This window comes from Micromonospora sp. NPDC003816 (genome assembly GCF_042874705.1).
Classification (GTDB): Bacteria; Actinomycetota; Actinomycetes; order Mycobacteriales; family Micromonosporaceae; genus Micromonospora.
In genome coordinates this window covers 428,416-451,449 of the sequence record NZ_JBIANP010000004.1, presented here as the reverse complement: position 1 = coordinate 451,449, position 23,034 = coordinate 428,416, and the positions used below count along the sequence as shown (strand labels likewise).

General features: G+C 71.0%; 18 protein-coding genes. 5 read left to right on the top strand and 13 right to left on the bottom strand.

Annotation, left to right across the window (positions count from 1 at the left end):
• Nucleotide 1 precedes the first annotated feature (1 nt).
• A complete protein-coding gene (pcrA, locus tag ACFYTT_RS17785) occupies nucleotides 2–2,395 on the bottom strand; it encodes a DNA helicase PcrA (RefSeq protein WP_176095201.1) in 2,394 nt (797 codons plus the stop codon).
• 318 nt (nucleotides 2,396–2,713) lie between these two features.
• Here pcrA and ACFYTT_RS17780 point away from each other — a divergent pair, with 318 nt between their 5' ends.
• Nucleotides 2,714–3,082 (top strand): chorismate mutase, encoded by a 369-nt coding sequence (locus ACFYTT_RS17780; protein WP_236145768.1) that lies wholly within the window; start codon nucleotides 2,714–2,716, stop codon nucleotides 3,080–3,082.
• A gap of 221 nt (nucleotides 3,083–3,303) precedes the next feature.
• Here ACFYTT_RS17780 and ACFYTT_RS17775 read toward each other — a convergent pair whose 3' ends face one another.
• From ACFYTT_RS17775 to ACFYTT_RS17745, 7 genes are all read right to left on the bottom strand, one after another.
• Entirely contained in the window at nucleotides 3,304–4,314 is a 1,011-nt protein-coding gene (locus ACFYTT_RS17775; RefSeq protein WP_131053637.1) for an ABC transporter ATP-binding protein, read from the bottom strand.
• A complete protein-coding gene (locus ACFYTT_RS17770) occupies nucleotides 4,307–5,344 on the bottom strand; it encodes an ABC transporter ATP-binding protein (RefSeq protein ID WP_131053635.1) in 1,038 nt (345 codons plus the stop codon). The genes ACFYTT_RS17775 and ACFYTT_RS17770 overlap by 8 nt, the downstream gene beginning before the upstream one ends.
• A 155-nt stretch (nucleotides 5,345–5,499) precedes the next feature.
• Nucleotides 5,500–6,438, bottom strand: a complete 939-nt coding sequence (locus ACFYTT_RS17765) for an ABC transporter permease (RefSeq protein WP_131053633.1) — start codon at nucleotides 6,436–6,438, stop codon at nucleotides 5,500–5,502.
• Between the two features lie 237 nt (nucleotides 6,439–6,675).
• Nucleotides 6,676–7,686, bottom strand: coding sequence for an ABC transporter permease (locus ACFYTT_RS17760; RefSeq protein ID WP_131053632.1), 1,011 nt, complete (start codon nucleotides 7,684–7,686; stop codon nucleotides 6,676–6,678).
• 100 nt (nucleotides 7,687–7,786) lie between these two features.
• A complete protein-coding gene (locus tag ACFYTT_RS17755) occupies nucleotides 7,787–9,424 on the bottom strand; it encodes an ABC transporter substrate-binding protein (protein ID WP_131053630.1) in 1,638 nt (545 codons plus the stop codon).
• A 374-nt stretch (nucleotides 9,425–9,798) separates the two neighbouring features.
• Nucleotides 9,799–10,485, bottom strand: coding sequence for a response regulator transcription factor (locus ACFYTT_RS17750; RefSeq protein ID WP_131053629.1), 687 nt, complete (start codon nucleotides 10,483–10,485; stop codon nucleotides 9,799–9,801).
• Nucleotides 10,482–11,750, bottom strand: a complete 1,269-nt coding sequence (locus ACFYTT_RS17745) for an ATP-binding protein (protein ID WP_131053627.1) — start codon at nucleotides 11,748–11,750, stop codon at nucleotides 10,482–10,484. The genes ACFYTT_RS17750 and ACFYTT_RS17745 overlap by 4 nt, the downstream gene beginning before the upstream one ends.
• Before the next feature lie 171 nt (nucleotides 11,751–11,921).
• Between ACFYTT_RS17745 and ACFYTT_RS17740 the strand changes: the two genes are divergently transcribed.
• The 3 genes from ACFYTT_RS17740 to ACFYTT_RS17730 all read left to right on the top strand — a co-directional run bounded on the left by ACFYTT_RS17740 (nucleotide 11,922) and on the right by ACFYTT_RS17730 (nucleotide 15,674).
• The gene (locus ACFYTT_RS17740) at nucleotides 11,922–13,685 is read left to right on the top strand and encodes a PspC domain-containing protein (RefSeq protein ID WP_176095202.1); all 1,764 of its coding nucleotides are present in this window, start codon (nucleotides 11,922–11,924) and stop codon (nucleotides 13,683–13,685) included.
• Nucleotides 13,682–14,242, top strand: a complete 561-nt coding sequence (locus ACFYTT_RS17735; protein WP_387260383.1) for a hypothetical protein — start codon at nucleotides 13,682–13,684, stop codon at nucleotides 14,240–14,242. The genes ACFYTT_RS17740 and ACFYTT_RS17735 overlap by 4 nt, the downstream gene beginning before the upstream one ends.
• Before the next feature lie 184 nt (nucleotides 14,243–14,426).
• The gene (locus ACFYTT_RS17730; RefSeq protein ID WP_387260380.1) at nucleotides 14,427–15,674 is read left to right on the top strand and encodes a phosphatidylserine decarboxylase; all 1,248 of its coding nucleotides are present in this window, start codon (nucleotides 14,427–14,429) and stop codon (nucleotides 15,672–15,674) included.
• A 60-nt stretch (nucleotides 15,675–15,734) separates the two neighbouring features.
• Here ACFYTT_RS17730 and ACFYTT_RS17725 read toward each other — a convergent pair whose 3' ends face one another.
• The 3 genes from ACFYTT_RS17725 to ACFYTT_RS17715 form a co-directional block, all read right to left on the bottom strand.
• Complete coding sequence (locus tag ACFYTT_RS17725; protein ID WP_131053301.1) at nucleotides 15,735–16,652, bottom strand: phosphatidylcholine/phosphatidylserine synthase; 918 nt, start codon at nucleotides 16,650–16,652, stop codon at nucleotides 15,735–15,737.
• A 366-nt stretch (nucleotides 16,653–17,018) separates the two neighbouring features.
• Entirely contained in the window at nucleotides 17,019–17,924 is a 906-nt protein-coding gene (locus tag ACFYTT_RS17720) for an NUDIX hydrolase (RefSeq protein WP_387260377.1), read from the bottom strand.
• Nucleotides 17,925–18,030: 106 nt separating this feature from the next.
• The gene (locus ACFYTT_RS17715) at nucleotides 18,031–18,978 is read right to left on the bottom strand and encodes an NUDIX hydrolase (RefSeq protein ID WP_131053291.1); all 948 of its coding nucleotides are present in this window, start codon (nucleotides 18,976–18,978) and stop codon (nucleotides 18,031–18,033) included.
• A 144-nt stretch (nucleotides 18,979–19,122) separates the two neighbouring features.
• Between ACFYTT_RS17715 and ACFYTT_RS17710 the strand changes: the two genes are divergently transcribed.
• Nucleotides 19,123–19,590 carry a PspC domain-containing protein gene (locus tag ACFYTT_RS17710; RefSeq protein ID WP_131053292.1) on the top strand — a complete coding sequence of 156 codons (468 nt, stop codon included), beginning with the start codon at nucleotides 19,123–19,125 and terminating at the stop codon, nucleotides 19,588–19,590.
• A gap of 4 nt (nucleotides 19,591–19,594) precedes the next feature.
• On the opposite strand, the gene guaA is transcribed toward ACFYTT_RS17710, so the two are convergent.
• Nucleotides 19,595–21,151 carry a glutamine-hydrolyzing GMP synthase gene (guaA, locus tag ACFYTT_RS17705; RefSeq protein ID WP_131053293.1) on the bottom strand — a complete coding sequence of 519 codons (1,557 nt, stop codon included), beginning with the start codon at nucleotides 21,149–21,151 and terminating at the stop codon, nucleotides 19,595–19,597.
• Nucleotides 21,152–21,237: 86 nt separating this feature from the next.
• On the bottom strand, nucleotides 21,238–22,944 hold the full coding sequence (locus tag ACFYTT_RS17700; protein ID WP_387260373.1) for an FAD-dependent oxidoreductase: 1,707 nt from the start codon (nucleotides 22,942–22,944) through the stop codon (nucleotides 21,238–21,240).
• Nucleotides 22,945–23,034 lie beyond the last annotated feature (90 nt).

The following is a 23,034-nucleotide window of genomic DNA, read 5'->3' as shown; positions in this document are numbered from 1 at the left end:
GTCAGATCTTCTCGATCGGGGCGTGCCGCAGCACCAGCCACAACGTCTGGTCGCCGAAGTCGATCTGCGCGCGGGCACCCGGACCATGGCCCTCCACGGTCACCACCCGGCCGAGTCCGTACCGCTGGTGGTTGACCCGGTCCCCGGCGGAGACCTTGGGGCCCTGGGGCAGCTCGCTCGCGGTGGCCAGCCGGCTGCCGTCCACGCCGAGCTTGCGGGCCAGCTGGACCGCGCGGGGCGTACCCCCGGTGAAGCCGCCGCCCACCCGGTCCGCGCGACCGCCCACGCCGCCGCCACCGCCACCCCAGGAGGTGTACGACCCCTCCGTGCGCTCCCAACGGACCAACTCGGTCGGCAACTCCTCCAGGAACCGCGACGGCGGGTTGTACGCCGGCTGCCCCCACGCCGACCGGGTCACCGCCCGGGACAGGAAGAGGCGCTGCCGGGCGCGGGTGATGCCCACGTACGCCAGCCGCCGCTCCTCCTCCAGCTCACGGGTGTCGCCCAGCGACCGCAGGTGCGGGAAGACACCGTCCTCCAGGCCGGTCAGGAAGACCACCGGGAACTCCAGCCCCTTGGCGGTGTGCAGGGTCATCAGCGTGACCACGCCCTGGTGCTCGGGATCGTCCGAAGGGATCTGGTCGGCGTCGGCCACCAGGGCCACCTGCTCCAGGAAGCCGGCCAGCGTGGCCCGCTCCCCCTCCGCGCCGGTCGCCTCGATCCGTTCGGTGTACTCCCGGGCGACGCTGACGAGCTCCTGGAGGTTGTCCACCCGGCCCGCGTCCTGCGGGTCCAGGCTCTCCTCCAGCTCGCTCAGGTAGCCCGAGCGGGTCAGCACCGCCTCCAGCACCTCCTCCGGGGTGCCGTCGACGGCCACCTCCCGGGCGGAGTCGAGCAGTGCCACGAAGTCGGCGATGCCGTTGGCGGCGCGGGTGGAGATGCCCGGCGCGTCCTTGGCCCGACGCAGCGCCGCACCGAACGAGATGCGGTCCCGGCTGGACAGTGCCTCCACGCACGCCTCGGCCCGGTCACCGATGCCCCGCCGGGGCGTGTTCAGGATCCGGCGCAGACTCACCGTGTCGTCGTCGTTGACCACCGCGCGCAGGTAGGCGAGCGCGTCGCGGACCTCCTTGCGCTCGTAGAAGCGCACCCCGCCGACGACCTTGTACGGCAGGCCGACCCGGATGAACACCTCCTCGAAGACGCGGGACTGCGCGTTGGTGCGGTAGAAGACCGCCACGTCGCCCGGCCTGGCCTCGTCGGCGTCGACCAGCCGGTCGATCTCCCGACCCACCCAGTCCGCCTCGGCGTGCTCGGTGTCGGCGACGTACCCGACGATCTGCTCGCCCGCCCCGGCATCGCTCCACAGCCGCTTCGGCTTGCGGGAGGTGTTGCGGTCGATCACCGCGTTGGCCGCGTTCAGGATGGTCTGGGTGGAGCGGTAGTTCTGCTCCAGCAGGATGGTGCGGGCGTCACCGAAGTCGCGTTCGAACTCCAGGATGTTGCGGATCGTCGCGCCCCGGAAGGCGTAGATCGACTGGTCCGCGTCACCGACCACGCACAGCTCCGCCGGAGCCAGCCCTTCGGTGCCGGCGACCAGTTCCTTGATCAGCACGTACTGCGCGTGGTTGGTGTCCTGGTACTCGTCGACCAGCACGTGGCGGAACCGACGGCGGTAGGTCTCGGCCACGTGCGGGTGCGACTGGAGCAGGTGCACCGTGGTCATGATCAGGTCGTCGAAGTCGAGCGCGTGCGCCTCTCGCAGCCGTCGCTGGTACAGCGTGTACGCCTCGGCCAGCGCCCGTTCGTTCGGCCCCGACGCCCGGCCCGCGAAGGTCTCCGGGTCGACCAGCTCGTTCTTGAGGTTGGAGACCTGGGCCGCCAGACCCCGCGCCGGATAGCGCTTCGGGTCCAGGTCGAGCTCGCGGGTGACCATCTGCATCAACCGGCGGGAGTCGTCGGCGTCGTAGATCGAGAAGGTGGACTTGAGCCCGGCGTGCGCGTGCTCGGCACGCAGGATCCGGACGCAGGCGGAGTGGAACGTGGACACCCACATCATCCGGGCGCGCGGACCGACCAGGGCGGTCACCCGCTCCTTCATCTCACCGGCGGCCTTGTTGGTGAAGGTGATCGCAATGATCTCTCCGGGATGCACGTCCCGCGCGGCGAGCAGGTATGCGATCCGGTGGGTCAGAACCCGGGTCTTGCCGGAACCGGCACCGGCGACGATCAACAGCGGTGAACCGGCGTGGGTGACCGCGTCCCGCTGGGGGCCGTTGAGGCCCTCCACCAGATCGGCGGGGTCGAGGCGGCCGGGAGCCGGCCGACGCGGCGGCAACGCCCGGTCGGGCTCGGGCGCGGACGGGGACGCGGGGATGTCGAAGAGAGGATGCATCGCAGGGCGAGTCTATGCCGCCGCCCCGACATCCCCGCCCCGCGCCGCCCCCGGTGTAAGGAAGGGCCCCCTACTAACGCCTCGTGTATAGGAAGGGTCCCTTCCTTACCGGTTTCCTTGCGCGGCGGCGGCTGCGGCGGCATACTCGACGGCGTGTTCGACCAGCGCTTCTACTTTTACTACGGCCCCGGGAGTCCGGCAGCCGTAGGTCGCGCCTGATCGACAAGACCTACGAAAAGCCCCGGGCTCTCGGAGTCCGGGGCTTTTGTCGTCCCGGGATCCGGGCACCGGGCACCACACCGTGAGAGGTACCCGAAGATGACAGACGTGATGGAGCAGAACGGCGTCCCAGGCGAGTCCGGCACGACCCCGAACGGCACCGGCGCGGAGGGCGGCACCAGCCCCGGCCTGGACACCCCGAAGACCGGGACCGCGGAACCGGGCGCCGCCGCCCGCATCGCCGAGATCCGGGTACGGATCGACGAGATCGACCGCACGATCGTCGAGCTGTGGCAGGAACGGGCCGCCCTGTCCCGCGAGGTCGGCGCGACCCGGATGGCCTCCGGCGGCACCCGGCTGGTGCTCTCCCGCGAGCAGGAGATCCTGGAGCGCTTCCGGGTCGCTCTCGGTGCCGACGGCACCCAGTTGGCGCTGCTGCTGCTGCGGGCCGGTCGCGGCCCACTGTGACCCGAGCGGGTCGGTCGGCGAGGCGCGTCGGGGATCGACCGTCCCCATGAGCAGGCGCCGGGCCGACCGTGGCGGCCCGGACACGCAGTCCGGGCACGGCGGTCCGAACGCGGACCGGGGCGCCGGCCGCTGGTGACGGCCGACGCCCCGAATCACTGAGGAGGCACTACCTTCACCGCCGCTCCCGGTTTGGATGACCGGCCACGACGGCGTCTGTGTGGCTACTCCGTCGCGTGCACCACGTCGCGTACCTCGGCGAAGTGGCAGGCGCTCGGGTGGCCGGACTTGTCCCTGACCTGCAGCAGCGGCTCCTCTTCCGCACAGACGTCCTGCGCCTTCCAGCAGCGGGTACGGAACCTGCAGCCGGACGGCGGGTTGGCCGGCGACGGCACGTCGCCGGTCAGGACGATCTGGTCACGGTGCCCACGCAACGTCGGGTCCGGCACCGGCACCGCCGACAGCAGCGCCTGGGTGTACGGATGCGTGGGCGACTCGTAGATCTCGTCCTCGGTGCCGATCTCGACGATCTTGCCGAGGTACATCACCGCGACCCGGTCGGCGATGTGCCGCACCACGGACAGGTCGTGCGCGATGAAGATGTACGACAGACCCAGCTCGTTCTGGAGCTTCTCCAGCAGGTTGATCACCTGAGCCTGGATGGAGACGTCCAGCGCCGAGACCGGCTCGTCGCAGAGGATGATCTCCGGGTTGAGCGCCAGCGCACGGGCGATCCCGATGCGCTGCCGCTGGCCGCCGGAGAACTGGTGCGGGTAGCGGTTGATGTGGTCGGGGTTCAGGCCGACCAGCTCCAGCAGCTCCTGCACCTTGGGCCGACGCTGGCCCTTCGGCACCACGTCCGGGTGCACCTCGAACGGCTCGCCGATGATGTCGCCGACGGTCATTCGCGGGTTCAGCGAGGTGTACGGGTCCTGCATCACCAGCTGGATGTTCCGCCGACCCCGACGCCGTTCCTCGGAGCCGACCTTGGCCATGTTCTTGCCCTGCACGAACAGGTCACCGGAGGTCGGCGTCTCCAGACCCACGAGCAGCCGGGCCAACGTCGACTTGCCGCAACCGGACTCGCCCACGATGCCGAGGGTCTCGCCGCGCCGCAGTTCCAGGTTGATCCCGTCGACCGCGCGGACCGCCCCGACCTGCTTCTTGAAGACGATGCCCCGGGTCAGCGGGAAGTGCTTGACCAGGTCACGGGTCTCCAACACCACGTCACTCATCGCCCTTGACCTCCTTCCAGAAGTGGCAGGCAGCCGTCCGGCTCGGCGACACCTGGTACAGCGGCGGCGCCGGGTCCTGCTTGCAGACGTCCTGGGTGTACCGGCACCGGGGGTTGAAGGCGCATCCGCGAGGGATGTTGGTCAGCGCCGGGGGCAGGCCCTTGATGGCGCTGAGCTCCTGGCCCTTGAGGTCCAGCCGCGGGATCGACTCCAGCAGACCCTTCGTGTACGGGTGGGCCGGGGTGGCGTAGATGTCGTTCACGCCGGCTTCCTCGATGACCCGACCGGCGTACATGACGGAGATCCGATCCGCCACGTCGGCCACCACACCCATGTCGTGGGTGATCAGCACCAACGCCATGTTCCGTTCCCGCTGGAGCTCGGCGAGCAGGGCCATGATCTGGGCCTGCACGGTCACGTCCAGGGCGGTGGTCGGCTCGTCCGCGATCAGCACCTCGGGGTCGAGTGCCAGCGCCATGGCGATCATGACGCGCTGGCGCATACCGCCGGAGAACTGGTGCGGGTAGTCGTTCACCCGCTGCTGAGCCGCCGGGATCTTGACCAGGTCGAGCAGTTCGACGGCTCGGGCCTTGGCGTCCTTGCGGGACATGCCCCGGTGCTTGCGGAACAGCTCGCCGAGCTGGAACCCGACCGTGAAGACCGGGTTCAGCGCGGAGAGCGCGTCCTGGAAGATCATCGCGATCCGGTTCGCGCGCACCTTGCGGCGCTCGGACTCCGGCAGCTTGAGCAGGTCGACACCCCGGTAGAGGATCTCCCCACCGGTGATGAACCCGGGCGGGCTGTCCAGGATGCCCATGATCGCCTGGGCGGTCACGCTCTTGCCGCAGCCCGACTCCCCGAGGATCGCCCGGGTCTCGCCGGCCCGCACGTCGAAGCTCACTCCGTTGACCGCGCGAGCCACGCCGTTACGGGTCCGGAACTCCACCTGCAGGTTCTTGACCTGAAGTGGCAACGCGTTCGGGTCGAGGCCCGGCAGCGCGTCCAACTTGACGTTCACATCACTGCTCATGCCGACACTCCGCTTCGCTCCGCGCCGGCCTGAGACACCACGCGCCGAGCCTGATGATTCGCTCGCTCCGCTCCCTCATGCCGACACTCCGCTTCGCTCCGCGCCGGCCTGAGACACCAACGCGCCGAGCCGATTGATTCGCTCACTCATTCGGATCACCGGAACTTCGGGTCGAGGGCGTCACGCAGTGCGTCACCCATCAGGATGAAGGACAGCACCGTGCCGACCAGCAGACCACAGGGGAAGAGCAGCAGCCACGGGTCCTCCAGGAAGTAGACCTGGTGAACCGAGATCATGATGCCCCACGACTGCGCCGGCGGCTGGAGCCCGACGCCGAGGAAGGTCAGCGTGGCCTCCGCGGCGACGAACGAACCGAGCACGATGGTGGCGTACACCAGCATCGGGGCGATCGCGTTCGGCAGGATGTGCCGGAACATCAGCCGCGAGTTGCGGGCACCGACCGCCTTGGCGGCGTGTACGTAGTCCAGATCCTTCGAGGAGATGACGCTACCTCGGGTGATCCGGGCGATGGTCGGCCAGGCGAGCAGGAACAGCACCAGGGTCAGCGTCCAGATGTTCTGCCGCTTGATGACCGTGAGGAACACGATCGCGCCGAGCAGGAACGGTAGTGACAGGACGATGTCCATCACCCGGGAGATGATCGTGTCGACCCAGCCGCCGTAGTAGCCGGCGAGCAGGCCGAGCGTGCCACCGACCAGCACGATGCCACCGGTCGCCATGACCGCGATGACCATCGACGGCCGCGCGCCGTAGATCGCGTGCGAGTAGTAGTCGCAGCCCAGGATGTCGTACCCGAACGGGTGTTCCCAACTGGGCGAGATCCGGGACCGGTCGGTGTTGCAGGCACGCGGGTCCTGGCTGGTCCAGAGCTTCGGGAAGGCTGCCATCGAGCCCACCACGAGGATGTACAGGGAAGCGATCATGAAGACCGGGTCGCGCAGCAACTGCCGCCGGGCGTCCGCCCAGAGACTGGCGCTGCGCTCCTTGCCGCCGACCGGCGCATCGGTCGTGGGACCGTCGCCGCCCACCGGTGCCCCGCCGACGGCGGTGCCCGCACTGTTCAGGTCACTCATGCCGACGCTCCGCTTCGCTCCGCGCCGCCATGAGGCACCAACACACTGAGCCTGATGATTCGCTCGCTACGCTCACTCATGCCGACGCTCCGCTTCGCTCCGCGCCGCCATGAGGCACCAACACACTGAGCCTGATGATTCGCTCGCTACGCTCACTCATGTCCACACCTCGTTTCGCTCCACCGGCACCCGGGAGCGGTCGGAAGAACCTGCGTCGGCATCGTCACCACGGTCCGGTCACTCATAACGGATCCTCGGGTCGAGCACGGCGTACAGGAGGTCGACGAGCAGGTTGGCGATCAGGACCACCAGCACCAGCATGGTCACCACGCCGATCACCACCGAGGATTCCCCGGTACGCGCCGACATCGTCACCAGCCGGCCGATGCCCGGCACGTTGAAGATGGTCTCGGTGACCACCGCGCCGGCCATCGCGGCGCCGATGTCGACGCCGAGGAAGGTGATCACGGGGATCAGCGAGTTGCGCAGCGTGTGCACACCGATGACGCGCTTGGTGGTCAGGCCCTTGGCCTTCGCCGTCCGGACGTAGTCGGCCCGGATGTTCTCCATGATGCTGGTCCGGGTGAGCCGGGCGGTGACCGCCAACGACGTCGCACCGAGCACCATGCCCGGGATGATCAGACTCGCCCAGGGGTAGTCGGGCTTGAATCCCGGGCTGAACATGCCGGTGGAGATCACGTCGGGAATCCAGCTCTGGCCGCGCAGGACGTTGCCGAACTTGACGCCGACGAACTCCCGCACGATCAGGCCGAGCACGAAGATCGGCACCGAGATGACGAAGACCGTGCTGATCTTCACCGTGTAGTCGGCGAAGCTGCCGCCCCGCAGACCGGCGAGCACACCGGCGGCGATACCCACGACGGCCTCGAAGACGATGGCGATGAGCAGCAGCTTGAGCGTGAACGGAATGGCGTCCGCCACCAGGTCGGTGACCTCACGCTGGCGCAGGTTGATGCCGAAGTCGAAGTTCAGGAAGATGCCCTGCAGCCGGTCCAGGAACATCCCGAAGCAGGGGTTGCCCTTCTGGTCGAGGCAGGGGTCACCGTAGCCGAGTCGCTCGGTGATCGCCTCCAGCAGCGCGGGCGGCGGCGTCCGGTCCCCGAACAGCGCGCGGACCGGGTTCCCGCTGAACTGGATCGCCAGTGAAGTCAGGTAGTGGAGCAGGAACATGGTGCCCAGCACGGTGGGGATGAACTGGAGCAACCGTCGAATGACGTAGCGCCCCATGTCGGGGTCTCCTCTCGGCGCTGACGTGGCGGCAACGATCACCCTGGTGGGGAGACCGTTGCCGCCACGTCGTGTTACGGCAGGATCAGGCGGTTGAAGCTCAGTTCTGCTTCAGCGAAATCGCTGCGTAGTCGGCGTCCGAGACGGAGTTCCAGACGAACTGGTCGACGTTCTCGCTGTAAAGGGCACCAACCTTGTTGAACCACATCGGGATGACCGGCAGGTCCTCACCGACCAGGTCCTCCGCCTTCTGGTAGGACGGGATCGCGGCCTGGATCGAGTCGGCCGAGTCACCCTCCTTCATGGCGGCGTCGAACTCGGGGTTGCTGTAGGTCGAGTTGTTGCTGCCCGAGCCCGTGGCGTACAGCGGGTAGAGGAAGGTCTCCATGAACGGGTAGTCCGGACCCCAGCCGAGGCGGAACCCACCGGTGAACTTCTTCTGGTCGGCGGTCTCCAGGTACTCGGCGAACTGCAGGTTCACCCGCAGCTCGTAGTCGATACCCAGGGCCTCCTTGATCTGGTCACCGACCGCCTGCAGCCACTGGTCGTGGCCGGCACCGGCGTTGGCCCACAGGATCAGCTTCTCACCGGCCGGCCAGCCGCCGGCCTCGGCGAGCAGCTGCTTGGCCTTCTCGACGTCCTTCTTGGCGTACGGGGTGACGTTCTCCCGAGCACCCTCGAAGGTCGGGGCGACGAAGCCGGTGGCCGGGGTGAACCGGCCGTCGAAGACGGCGTCGATGATCGACTGGCGGTCGATCGACAGCGAGAGCGCCTGCCGGACCCGCTTGTCCTTGAAGTTGTCCTGGTACAGCGGCATACCGACGTAGGTGAAGCTGTCACCCGGCTGCTCGTACATCCGGTCGGCGTAGGTGGCCTTGGCCTCCTTGTACCGGGCCGGCGGCACGGTGTAGAGCACGTCCAGCTCGCCGGCCTGGAAGGCGGCGTAGCCGGCGTCGATGTCGGCGAAGATCCGGTACTCGATGCGGTCCGGCTTGCCGGGGTCGCCCTTCCAGCTGTCGCTGCGGACGACGTTGATCGCGACGTTGTGCTGCCAGCTGCCGTCGATCTTGTACGGGCCGTTGCCGATCGGCTTCTCGTTGCAGGCCGCGATGTCGGCGATGCAGGCCTCGGCCATCGGGAAGAAGCCCGGGTAGCCGATCGTGGTCGGGAAGCCCGAGAACGGGGCCTCCAGCTCGACGGTGAAGGTCAGGTCGTCGACCTTCTTGAGGCCGGACAGCTCCTTCGCCTTCGGCTCCGGGGCCTTCTGCGGGCCGTCGCCGTCCGGGTCCTCGGACTGGACGTCCTTGATACCGGCGATCCGCTTCATGAAGTAACCGTTGTTCTGGGCGTTCGGGCTGTAGGCCGCGAAGTTCCAGGAACGGATGAAGGCGTCGGCGTTGACCGGCTCACCGTTGTCGAAGGTGTAGCCGTCCTTGATCTTGATCGTCCAGAGCTTCTGGTCGTCCGAGTCGACCGACTCGGCCAGGTCCATCTCGACCGCGGCGCTCTCGGCGTTGTACTTGACGAGACCACGGAAGAGCGAACGGATCACGTACAGCGACGGCTCGTCGTCACCGCCGGAGGGCGTCAGGAACGCCGGCTCCGCGTTGTAGACGCGCAACGTACCGCCGGCCTGGCCGCTCGATTCGTTGTCGTTGTCGCTACCACCGCCGCAGGCGGTGGCCAACATGGCGGTGGCGGTCGCCGCGACCGCCACCTTCAGGAATTTCCCGCGCATGGGAGTGCCTCCTCAGGGCGCTCGGCTCACGAGGGGGTTGTGAGGTGCCTGCCACTGTGACACCCGATGCGCCCAAGCCGAAAGGCGTGTTATCAACCCGATACCCGCCCGGGACGGCCTCGACATCGACCTGGAGCCCCCTCCACGCCGCTCGACAGGCATGCTATGAGCTGCCCGTCAACGGCTTTTTCGGGCCCGATTGGCCGATTGCCGGCGCGGCCGGAACACCCCGGAGCATCGACCAGGAAACCTGAGGTGAATCCCGCCACGTCGCCCCGAATACTAACCGAAAAGACGATGTCAATTCCAGACGGGAGACCGAACCCGTTACTCGGGTGATCGTCCGCCGGAGAGCCCGTACGAGCCCCGTCCGCTCACACCAACCGGCGGTCCGCGGCCCAGCGGGACAACTCGTAGCGGTTGGACATCTGGAGCTTGCGCAACACGTTGGAGACGTGCGTCTCGACCGTCTTGATCGAGATGTACAGCTCCCGGGCGATCTCCTTGTACGCGTACCCCCGGGCCAGCAGCCGCAGCACCTCGCGCTCGCGGTTGGTGAGCTGGTCCAGCTCGGGATCGGCGACCGGGGCGTCGGGGCGGGACGCGAAGGCGTCCAGCACGAACCCGGCCAGCCGGGGGCTGAACACGGCGTCCCCGTCGGCCACCCGCCGGATCGCCGCAGCCAGTTCGTCCGGTGAGATGGTCTTGGTGACGTAGCCCCGGGCACCGGCCCGGATCAGCCCGATCACGTCCTCGGCGGCGTCGGAGACGCTGAGCGCCAGGAACCGCACCTGCGGGTGGCTGCGCCGCATCGCCTCCAGCACCGCGCGACCGCCCCCGTCGGGCATGTGTACGTCGAGCAGCACCACGTCCGGTCCGGTGGCCGCGATCCTGCTGACCGCCTCGGCCACCGTGCTCGCCTCACCCACCACCTCGACGTGCGCGCCCAGTTCGGCGCGTACCCCGGCGCGGAACATGGCGTGGTCGTCGACCAGGAACACGCGCAGCCGCTCGGGTCCGGCTCCCGTCGGCTCGGCCGGTGGCGTCGACTGCTCGGTCATGATCTGTCCCTTTCCGCCGTGGCCGAGTCCCGACTGATCGGCAGGATCAGTCGGACCTCGGTCCCCTCCCCCGGTCCGGAGCGGATCTCCGCCCGGCCGCCGTGTCGCTTCATCCGCCCGATGATCGAGCCCCGTACACCGTGCCGGTGATCCTCCACGGTATCCGGATCGAAGCCCGCCCCCCGGTCACGTACGAAGACACTGACCTGGTCGGGTTCCACCTCCGCGTAGAGCGAGACGGTCTGCACCCCGGCATGCCGGGCGGCGTTCACCAGTGCCTCCCGGGCCGCGGCCACGATCGCGCCGACCCGTTCGTCGGTGTCCCGGTCACCGACCACCACCGCCTCCACGGTGATCGCGAAGGTGTCCTCGACCTCGGCCGCGGCCTGTTCCAACGCGGCGGCGAACCGTTCGGTCGGCGACGCGGTCGGCTTGTAGAGCCAGTTCCGAAGCGAACGCTCCTGGCCCCGGGCCAGCCGCTGGACGGCCTTCACGTCGCTGGCGTTGCGCTGGATCAACGCGAGGGTGTGCAGCACCTGGTCGTGCACCATGGCCGCCAGTTCGGCCCGTTCCTGTTCCCGGATGCGACCCTCACGCTCCGAGCGGAGCTGGTTCCAGGTCCGCCAGAGCACCGGCGCCGTCACCACCCCGACACCGGCCAGGCCGACCAGCGCGAAGATCACGCCGTTGATCACCGCGTCCAGGTTCTGCGCCGGGGAGTAGACGGCGGCGACACCGATGATGCCGACGGCGACCAACACCCCACCGCCGACGAACCGGAGCACGAAGGCCCGCCGGTCGCTCTCCTCCACCACCGCGCCGAGCCACGGCACCGGCAGCGACTCGCCCCACTGCCGCCGCCGCTCGGGGGTGGACTGGTGCCAGATCACGCCGGCCCCCACCGCGATGATCGCGACCAGCCAGCCGGCGGTGCCCGCCGCACCCACCGAGTCGAAGAGCATCATCTGGACCAGCAGTACGCCGAGCCCGATCGCCACGAAGGGCAGCAGTTGCCCGAACTCCCGCCGGGGCGGTACGGCGGTGTCTCCCGGACGCAGCGGCACGACGGCCCAGAAGGCCGCATAGAGCAGCAGGCCGAGCCCGCTCAGCCCGAGCAGCACCATGAAGGCGACCCGGACCCGGCGTACCGGAACGTCGAGGTGCTCGGCGATGCCGGCAGCCACCCCGGCGGCCATCCGGTGCTCCGGGGCGCGATAGAGGCGCGGTGGCTGGCTGACGGTACTGATCACGTACTCCCTGGTCAGAACGGCTCGTGCCGGTGAAGGAGGAATGCGGCGGCGTTGGTCCGATCGTCACACGCGCGGTGGTCGGCCGACCACGGGGACGCCCCGGACATTGGCGGCCCACCGATATCAGGGTGGGGTCAGGGTCGTCTCCGGAGGTCGCTCGGGTCCGTGGCGCAGCAGTATCGAGACATGACCGACGACGCTGCTCAGCCGCACCGGCCGGGGCCCACGGAGAAGGCGCCGGGGCACGACGCCCCGGCACCGGACGCGCCCGACACACCGGGCGCCGTTCAGGACGGTCCCGACACACCGGCCGCTGCTCCGGACGGTCCCGACCCGTCGGCCGCACCGCCACCGGCGGGATCGACGGCGTGGGACGCGACGCCCCCGCCGGTCGGCACGCCACCACCCGCCGGGCCGGGGGGGCCGGGCGGGTCGGCGTACACCGAGGGTCCGCCGGCCGCCCCGCCGCCCGGCGGGAGCGGCGCACCACCACCCGGGGGGACCGGCGCACCACCGCCGTCGGAGGGTCCCTGGCCGCACTTCGGCGGCGCCGGATTCACCTCGCGGTACGGGCTGGTCCGCCCCCGCGACGGCCGTTACCTGGCCGGGGTGTGCGCCGCCGTCGGTCGCGCCACCAACACCGACCCGGTGCTCTGGCGGGTGCTGCTCGCCGTGCTCGGCTTCTTCGGCGGCATCGGCATCCTGCTCTACGTCACCGCCTGGTTGATCATCCCGGGCGAGGGCGACACCGCCTCACCTGTCGAGTCCATGCTCGGGCGGGGTCGGTCCAGCATGTCCCCGGTGACCGTGATCGTGCTCAGCATCCTGGTCGCGATCAGCTTCGGCTTCATCGTCACCGACGCCTTCCGGGCGGTGCTGCTCGGCGCGGCGATCCTGGTCGGCGGCGCACTGCTGCTCAACCGCCACCAGCAACGCGGCCCGCATCCTGCGGGCGGTCCGGTCGGCGCACCGGCGCCACCCGCCGGACCTCCGGGTCCGGTGCCGCCGGTGAGCTATCCCGGCCCCGCCGGATATCCGCCGCCGCCCGGCGGGTTCGGCCGCACCGTCCCGGCGTTCACCGCGCCGGCCGCCTTCCACGCGCCCGCCCCGGTCCCCGGATCGGCACCCGCTCCGGCCGGGCGCGCCGAGGACCCGACCCGGTTCCTGCCGCCGACCCCCCCGTGGTCCCCGGTGGGCTCCCCCACGCCGCTGGTGGTGCCACCGACCGTGCCGCCGCACTCGTCGACCTACCGTGCCCCGTTCGCCCCGCACGGCCCGTACGCCGGGCAGACCCCGGTGGCACCGCCGCCCAGGCCGCCGAAGCCGCCGAAGAAGCCCCGGGAACGTTCCGCACTCGGTGCGGTGACCTTCTCGCTGATCTTCGTCGCGCTGGGCGCGGTGGGCATCCTCGATCTGCTCGACGTCTTCCGGATCGGCGCGTCGGCGTACTTCGCGGCGGTTCTCGCCGTGATCGCCCTGGGCCTGCTGGTGGGCACCTGGTTCGGCCGGGCCCGCTGGCTCATCGCGCTCGGTCTGGTGGCCTCCGCCGCTCTGGGGGTGGCCACGGTCGCCGAGTCGTACGACCGGGTCCGTGGTGTGGACGGCACCGTGACCTGGGCGCCCACCGACCACCGCGACCTCGCGGTGCGGTACGAGCAGAGCTTCTCCGACGCGGTGCTCGACCTGCGCGCGGTCGACTTCGACCAGAAGGACACCGAGATCACCGTGGTCATCAACTTCGGCGAGGCCACGGTGGTCGTTCCGCCGAACGTGGACGTGACGACCAACGCGCATGTCACCGCAGGTGACGCCAACGTCTTCGGCCAACGCACCGGCGGCCTGGACAACCGGCTCACGGAGATCGTCGACCTCGGCGCGGACGGTGTCGGTGGCGGCAAGCTCCGCCTCAACCTGCAGATCAACGCCGGACACATGGAGGTGACCCGGTGAGGGTGCATCGCACGGACCTGGTGTCGTTCGCCTTCGGGCTGCTCTTCCTGTCGTTCGCCGCCTGGTGGCTACTGGCCCAGGTGCTCGGCCTGGTGCTGCCGCCGGTGGGTTGGTTCCTGGCCGGTGGGTTGATCCTGATCGGCGCGTTCGGCCTGGTCGGTGCGCTGCGGTCCAGCCGACACAGCCGGACGTCGGCGGACGAGGCCATCCCGACCGAGCCGGCCGCTCCCCCGGCCGCCGGCCTGGGCTCGCCGACCGCCTTCGAGCCGTCGGACCTGGACTCGCCGACCGCCTTCGGGCCGACCGGCCCCGACTCGCCGACCGTCTCCGGGCCCACCGACCCGGACTCACCGACCCTGTCCCGGCCGACCGACCCGGACTCACCGACCCTGTCCCGGCCGACCGACCCGGACTCACCGGCGGGCACCTGGCCCGACCTGGCCGGCGACCCGGCCACCGGGACGGCGCCGGGCCGGGCGGAGACGGACGACCGGACCCTCGGTCTCCCCTACGGGGACGACACGTCGCCGACGCCGCCACGGGGGCCTGCCGCCTGACCATGCGGCGCCTGTCCGCAGCCGCCTATGCTGGCCGGTGTGCTCCCGCCTCCGTCGGCCGGCCACGCCGCAGGGCCTCCTGCGCTGGCCGCCGGCTCGCGCGGGCCGTCCGTGGCAGGCCCGGCCCCGCCACTGGCGGTGATCTCGCGACAGTCGCCTCTACCCCGTCAGGAGCCTGTTCGACATGACCCAGTCCCCCGCCGTGCGTGTCCCCGGACGGTCCGGTCCGGTCCGCCTCGGCGAGCGTGCCGCCCGTACTCTCGTCGCCGAGCTCGCTCGGATCAACGACCCGAAGGCCGCCCTGCTGGTGGGCGCTGCCCCGGAGTCCGCCGTGCTGGCCGCAGCGATCGACGCGCTGCTGCCCGGCGACACCCTCACCCTGGTGCCCACCGAGCGCGTCAGTGCGACGGCGCTGCGGGAACACGTCACCGCCCAGGGGCGCTGGGTCGCCGACCGGGTCCGTGTGGTGGACAGCCTCACCGAGGCCGAGCCCGCCACCGTGGTGGTCGCCGGTGAGCCGTTCGTCGGCACCGCGGACGAGACCCGGAGCACCGTCGAGGAGCTGACCAAGTACCTGGCCGACGGCGGGATACTCACCGTGTCCACGGCGGTCGCCCGGACCGCCGGCGCCGCCGCCGAGCTGGAGCGGCAGGGCGCGCTGCACGGCGTCGGGGCCGACCTGGTGCTGCGCAACTCACCGCCGGTACGCGTGTACCGGCTCCGCTTCACGCCGGCCGACGCCGCGTCGGCGGAGCGTCTCGCCCCCGCCTACCGGCCGTCGAGCGTGCCGCTGACCCGCGACATGCACATCGACTCCAACGGGGTGGCCGCCGCCGGCATCGCCCTCGGTCTGGCCGCGCTGACCCGCCTGGCCCGGCCGAAGTCGAAGCTCTGGTTGCTGCCCGCGCTGGCCGCCGCGCCCGTGGCCGCCTTCTTCCGCGACCCGGAGCGGGACGTGCCGGAGGACCCATCGGCCGTGGTGGCCGCCGCCGACGGTGAGGTGCTCTCCGTGCAGCGCCTGCACGACGAGCGCTTCGGCGACGGCGAGTTCCTGCGGGTCGCCGTCTTCCTCTCGGTGCTCGACGTGCACGTCAACCGCTCGCCGGTGGCGGGCAAGGTGGTGGACTACTTCGTCGCCGACGGCGGGTTCGTCAACGCGATGAAGCCGGACGCGGAGCACAACGTGGCCGCGTACACGGTGCTGGACACCGCCCACGGCACCGTCGTGGTGGCCCAGCGGACCGGCCTGATCGCGCGGCGGATCGTGCAGCGGGCCCCGATCGGCGCACTGCTGGCCCGGGGCGAGCGGTTCGGCCTGATCCGGTTCGGTTCGCGGACCGACGTCTACCTGCCGGCCGAGGCAGCCGAGCCGCTGGTCGGGCCGGGCGACAAGGTCGTCGGTGGGTCGAGCGTCATCGCCCGCTGGCGCTGAGCGGTACGAAGAAGGGGCGTCCCGGCCGGGACGCCCCTTCTTCGTGCCATGTCGATCAGGTCAGATGAGGGTGCGGCGCTGGCGGAGCCAGAGCACCGGACCGCTGACCAGGTAACCCACCACGATCAGACCGAACGTGACCCGGATGTCGATCAGCGCACCGAGCACCGGGACCACCCAGACCCACGGCGGCAGCTTGACCAGCCGCGCGAGCTTCGCGTACGGGAAGCTGCTGACCATGGTGAAGGCGAGCAGCGCCACCCCGGCGACCTGCACCAGACCCGGCACCGGCAGGCCGATCACGACCATCAGGGCGAGCACGGCCGCCGCCATGGTGGTCGGCACGCCGCAGAAGAAGCGGCCGTCCTGGGGTGAGACGTTGAAGCGGGCCAACCGGATCGCGGCGCACGCGGCGACCAGTGCGGCGGCCACCCCGGCGGCGGCCATCGGCACCTCACCGGCGAGCGAGGCGTAGACCACCACCGGTGCGGCGAGACCGAACGAGCACATGTCGGCGAGCGAGTCCATCTGCGCGCCGAAGGGGCTGGAGACCCCGAGCTTGCGGGCCAGCGCGCCGTCGAGGCCGTCGAAGGCGACGCAGGCGATGAGCAGCAGGGCCGCCAGTTGTACGTCGCCACGCATGGCGACGAAGATCGCGTTGATGCCCAGCACCAGGCTGGCCAGTGTGCAGGCGTTGACCAGGGCGAACTTCATCCGCCGGGCCATCGTCCGCTCACCGGGGAGCAGCGGGATCGGTGTCTGGGCGCTCTCCTCCACCGGAGCCGGCACGACGGCGGGGCTGACCGGGGCGATTGTCTCGATCCGTGTGCGGTGGAACCGCTGCAGGCCGTACCGGCGACGCGGACGGTCCTGGTACCTCGGCTCGGGCAGCACGTCAGCCGTGCCGCCCCCCTCCACACCTCGACGACCGACGCGGACCAACAGGACCTGGCGGGCGAGACTGCCGCTGCGGCGCAGCGGGCCCGTCCAGTTGCGTCCGGCGGGACGCGGGCTGTCAGTGGTACGACGCCGGCGCCATGGGGCTCTCGGCACGCTTCCTCCATCACCGGATCGTTGGCCGCCACCTGGGGCCGGCGTCCGGCTCTCTCGTGCCGGGTCTCTTCGACCCGGCAGCCGTTTTGCGGAGTACACCATTGCATAGGGGGACGGGGATTGGCGATAGCTACCGGCGCTACTTATATCTGCCTCAACCGTGCAAACCGCCGTCTTATTCCCATCCCGGGACATTCTTGCCCGTATTCAGTGTCAGCGCTGCCTCGACTGTACCGGAGCCGGTCATCCCCGGCCCGGTGAGCAGGAGCCCGGAGGGTGCCGCGACCAACGTCACACGAGCGTGTCGAGCGCCCGCGAGGCGATCTCCGTCATCGGCAGTTCTCGCAGCTCAGGAATGGTGAACCAGGCGGCTTGGGCGGTGGAGCCGCCGGCCAGTTCGGTCACCGCCGGAACGGTCGGAACATCGACCAGCACCCGATAGACGACCCGGATCCCGTGCCAGTCGATCGGATACCCTTCCGGACCTAGCGCGACCGGATTGTGCAGATTGTCCACTTCGATCAACTCGGTCACCCGACCCAGTTGTCCGGACTCCTCGACCAGTTCCCGTAGCAGCGCGGTGACCGGCTGTTCGCCATGATCAGTACCGCCGCCGGGCAGGTGCCAGCGGCCGGCACCCGGATAGCCGTCCGCGATCAACGACAGCAGCACCCGGCCCGCCGGGTCGGTGACCACGCCGTACGCCCCGAAACGCTGCCGTCGGCGCGGCTCGGGAGGCGTGAAGGGTGCCGTCCGGCGCAGCGCCGCCGACGGCAACGGGACCACCGGCAGACCGAGCGCCTCGGCCGTGAACGGCAGCAGCGGCAGCACGGACGCCTCGGCCGGGCTGCACCAGCGGGCGAGATCGGTGCTGCCGATCGCCTCGGCCCGCAGCCGCCCGCCCAGCGGGTTGACGTCGAACAGCACCCGGTCGGTGTGCAGGGCCACCCCGAGGTCCGGATAGGGCGTCACGTCGGCGACCACCGCCCGCAGCCCGGTCACCTCGACGACCAGGCCGGTCTCCTCGGCGCACTCGCGGACCACCGCGTCGGCGGGATGCTCGGCGTGCTCCAGGCCACCGCCGGGCAGCGACCAGACCGCGGGGAAGTCCGCCTCCGCCGAGCCCCGCACCAGAAGCATGCGCCGCTCGGCGTCCCGCAGCACCCCGTACGCACCGACCCGCCGCAGCTGTTCCACGTCCCGACCCTAGTGCGGCGTCCGGAGCGGTCACCGGACCGGTCTAGATCGATCATGAAGTTGACGGGTGCTCGCCGCCAACCCCACGATCGTCGGACGGGTGACGTCAGGTCAGTCGAGCCGCCTGCACGGCCTCCGCCGTGACCTCGGTGAGGCGGTCGGTGGGCAGGGCGCCCAACTCCTCTCGCGCGAACCAGCGGGCCTCACAGGTGGAACCACCGACGTCGGCGACGGTGGGCGGGGCGGGCTTGTCGACCACGACCCGGTAGAAGGCACGGACGCCGTGCCAGTCGATCGGGTAGCCCTCCGGGCCGAGCGAGGCCGCGTCCCGGTGGCTGGCGACCCCGAGCAGCTCGACCAGCCGCCCGTCCTGCCCGGTCTCCTCGACCAGTTCCCGGATCAGCGCGGCACCCGGCTGCTCGCCGTAGTCGGTGCCGCCACCGGGCAGGTGCCAGCACCCCGCACCCGGGTAGCCGTCGGAGACCCGGGTCAACAGCACCCGCCCGTCCGGGTCGGTGACGACGGCGTACGCGGCGAAGCGCTGCGCCCGGTGCAGCCCGTCCGGGCCGGGCACCGCATAGAAGGAGGGGAACTCCGGTGCCTCGTCGGGGACGATGTCCGCCGAGGAGGCGGGCAGCCCCAGTGCACGGGCGGTGAAGGAGCGCAGCGGCAGACGCTGCGCCTCCTCCCGGGTGACCCAGCGGACCAGGTCGGTCGGCCGGTCGACCCGGTCGGTCAGCGAGCCGCCCCGGACCGAGACCCGGTAGAGCAGCCGGTCGGTGTGGATGGTGATGCCCCGCTCGGGCAGGGCACGCATGTCGGCCAGGACGTCCTGGAGGCCGGCCACGGCCACCGACAGCCCGGTCTCGGCGGCGGTCTCGCGGACGACGGTGTGGTGCGGGTCCTCGCCGTGGTCGACAGCCCCACCGGGCAGGGACCACGTGCCGGGTGTGCCGGAGCGCTCCGATGCGCGGACCAGCAACACTCGGTCAACCGAATCAGCACAGACTGCATATGCCGCGATCCTGCGCAGCGGCTCCAGCATGGTGGTCACGGAGCCAAATTCTCCCCGTGTCCGGTTACCGCAGCGGAAAAGAGTCGGATTCCTGACTGATCACTCGCCCCTGAGGGGCAGGTCAGGGTAAGACTCCGGGCCATCACCGAGGTCGATGAGCGTCGCGACGCGGACCGTGGAGTCATGACTTCCACATCGCAGGCCCCGTACAAGCAGTTGCGCCGCCCGACCACCGACCGGATGATCGCCGGTGTGGCCAGCGGCCTCGGCCGGTACTTCGCCGTCGACCCCACCCTGGTCCGCGTCGCCTTCGCCGTCGGCACGTTGCTGACCGGCGGGATCGCCGCGCTCGCGTACCCGGTCATGTGGTTCCTGATGCCCGAGGAGCCGGCCGGTGCGCCGGCCTGGCCGCACCCGGCGGACGCGACGCCCCACGCCGCGCCGCCGCCCGGACCGGCCGGTGGCCCGTCGCACCCCGCCTGGCCCTTCCCGGCCCCGGGAGCGGCCCCCACCGGCCCGGTGACCACCCCGCACGCACCCCCGCAGGCGCCGGTCGTCGGGCCGGAGCCGATCGTCGAATCGGGGCCGGAGGCCGGGCCACAGCCGACCCCCGGAACGTCACCTCAGCCGCCGGACCGACCGGCCGTCTGAGGCGTCACTCCCACTCGATGGTGCCCGGTGGCTTGCTGGTGACGTCCAGGACCACCCGGTTCACCTCGGCGACCTCGTTGGTGATCCGGGTGGAGATCCGGGCGATCACGTCGTAGGGCAGGCGGGACCAGTCGGCGGTCATCGCGTCCTCGCTGGAGACCGGGCGCAGCACCACGGGATGACCGTAGCTGCGCCCGTCGCCCTGCACACCGACGCTGCGCACGTCGGCCAGCAGCACCACCGGGAACTGCCAGACGTCGCGGTCCAGCCCGGCGGCGGTGAGCTCCTGGCGGGCGATGAAGTCGGCCCGGCGCAGCAGGTCCAGCCGCTCCCGGTCGACCGCACCGATGATCCGGATGGCCAGGCCCGGGCCGGGGAACGGGTGCCGCCAGACCATCGCCTCGGGCAGTCCGAGCTGGAGACCGAGCGTACGGACCTCGTCCTTGAACAGCGTGCGCAGCGGCTCGACCAGGGCGAACTTGAGATCGTCGGGGAGCCCGCCGACGTTGTGGTGGCTCTTGATGTTGGCGGTGCCGGTGCCGCCCCCGGACTCGACCACGTCCGGATAGAGCGTGCCCTGCACCAGGAACTCGACGTCACCGTGGGCGGCGACCTCACGGGCGGCGGCCTCGAAGACCCGGATGAACTCCCGGCCGATGATCTTGCGCTTCTGCTCCGGGTCGATCACCCCGGCCAGCGCGCCGAGGAACCGGTCGGCGGCGTCCACCACCTTGAGCTTGATGCCGGTGGCGGCGACGTAGTCCTTCTCCACCTGCTCGGCCTCGCCCGCGCGCAGCAGGCCGTGGTCGACGAAGACGCAGGTGAGCTGGTCACCGACGGCCCTGTGCACCAGCGCGGCCGCCACCGCGGAGTCGACCCCGCCACTCAGCCCGCAGATGACCTCCTTGTCACCCACCTGCTCGCGGATCCGGGCCACCTGCTCGTCGATGATGTTCTCGGCGGTCCAGGTCGGCTCGATCTCGGCGATGTCGTACAGGAAGCGGGTCAGCATCTCCTGCCCGTGCGCGGTGTGCCCCACCTCGGGGTGGAACTGCACCCCGGCCCGCCGACCGGCCAGGTCCTCGAAGGCGGCGACCGGCGCACCGGCCGACTCGGCGGTCACCGTGAAGCCCTCGGGCGCCTCGGTGACGCAGTCGCCGTGACTCATCCAGACCGGCAGGTCGGCTGGCAGGTCGCGGAGCAGCACACCCGGGTCGAGCAGGCGGGGCCGCAGCGGGGTGCCGCCGTACTCGCGGTTGCCGGTGCGGGCCACCGTGCCGCCGAGCGAGCGGGCCATCGCCTGAAACCCGTAGCAGATGCCGAAGACCGGCACGCCGGTGTGGAACAGCCCGTCGTCCACCTGCGGCGCGCCCGGCTCGTAGACGCTGGAGGGGCCACCGGAGAGGATGATCGCGGCCGGGTTCCGGGCCAGCATCTCGGCCACGGGCATGGTGTGCGGGACGATCTCGGAGTAGACCCGCGCCTCGCGTACCCGGCGGGCGATCAGCTGGGCGTACTGGGCACCGAAGTCGACCACGAGGACAGGACGCGGCAGGCTCATGTGCACGAAGCCTACCGACAGTCACCGGTCGCCCCGGTCGCGCCCTGCGCGGTCCCGTCACCCGTCGTGTGGCCGGCCTCGGCGGGTCACGAGCCGCCCTGGTCAGCCAGCGCTCCGGGTGCGCCCGGCGGCACGGCCGGACGGTGCGGGCGGACCGCGGTGAGCCGCCGGTACGGCGCGCCGAGCGGCGGACGCGGGTCGACCTCGCCCCGGTTCGGCCAGAGCGACGTGGCGCGCTCGGCCTGGGCGGTGATGGTCAGCGATGGATTCACCCCGAGGTTGGCCGAGACGGCCGCACCGCCCAGCACGTGCAGCCCCGGGTGGCCGTGGACCCGGTGGTACGGGTCGACCACCCCGTCGGCGGGGGACACGCCGATCACCGCGCCGCCCAGGATGTGCGCGGTCATCGGGATGTCGAACGGCTCGGTCAGCGCGCCGCCCGGCGTACCGTCGATCTCCTCCGCCAGCAGTCGCGCGGCCCGGTGGCCGGCCGGGATCCAGGTCGGGTTCGGGGCGCCGTGGCCGGGGCCGGAGACCAGCCGGCCGCCGAACGGCCCGCGCCGCCAGCGGGTGGTGAGCGAGTTGTCCACCGACTGCATGACCAGGGCGATCACGGTGCGTTGCGACCAGCCACGGACGGAGAGCATCCGGACGGCCCGGCCGGGATGCCGGACCAGTTGCCCCAGCCAGCGGCGGACCCGGTGCGGCCCGCCCTCGACCAGCAGCGTCTGGAGCAGTCCCATCGCGTTCGCGCCCCGCCCGTACCGGACCGGCTCGACGTGGGTCTGCGGGTCGGGGTGGAACGAGCTGGTGATCGCCACCCCCTCGGTGAGGTCGACCCCGCGCGCCCGCGCCTGCCGGCGGGACATCGAGGCACCGAGGATCGCCTCCGAGTTGGTGCGGGTCAGCTCGCCGAGGCGGGGCGAGAGACCGGGCAGCGCGCCGACGGCCCGCATCTCGTGCAGCAGCCGCTGGGTGCCCAGCGCACCGGCGGCGAAGACCACCTGGTCGGCCTCGATCACCTGCCGACGCCGCCGCAGCCAGGACCCGGTGCGTTCGGTGTGCACCCGGTACCCGCCCCCGACCGGCCGGACCTCGGTCACCGTGGTCAGCGGACGCACCTCGGCACCGAGCCGCTCGGCCAACCAGAGGTAGTTCTTGACCAGCGTGTTCTTCGCGCCGTGGCGGCAGCCGGTCATGCAGGCGCCGCAGTGCGTGCAGCCGGTGCGCGCGGGACCGGCACCCCCGAAGTACGGGTCGGCGACCGACTCGCCGGGCCGCCCGATGTGCACGCCGACCGGGGTCGCGTGCACGGTGTGCCCCACCCCCATCCGCTCGGCCACCCGCCGCATCACCCGGTCCGCCGGGGTGAGCAGCGGGTACGCGGTGACCCCGAGCATCCGTTTGGCCTGGTCGTAGTGCGGGGCGAGTTCGGCACGCCAGTCCGTGACGTCCCGCCACTGGGGGTCGTCGTAGAACGCGTCCAGCGGCTCGTAGAGCGTGTTGGCGTAGACCAGCGACCCACCGCCGACACCGGCTCCGGACAGCACCAGCACCCCGCCGCCACGTCGCCGGTCGGCGGCCCGCAGCAGGGTGAGGCGTTGCAGGCCGAAGCAGCCCAGCCGGGGCGCCCAGAGGAACCGGCGCAGCCGCCACGAGGTCCGGGGGAACTCGTCGTCGGCGAACCGCCGGCCGGCCTCCAGCACGCCGACCGTGTAGCCCTTCTCGGCCAGCCGCAGCGCGGCGACACTCCCGCCGAAGCCGGACCCGATCACGACCACGTCGTACCGCATGCACGCATCATTACTCGCGAGTAGATCTCGCGCCAGGCGCGGTTTTCGCGCCATCATGCAGCGCACCCGACCGCCGTGGGCCCGACGCGT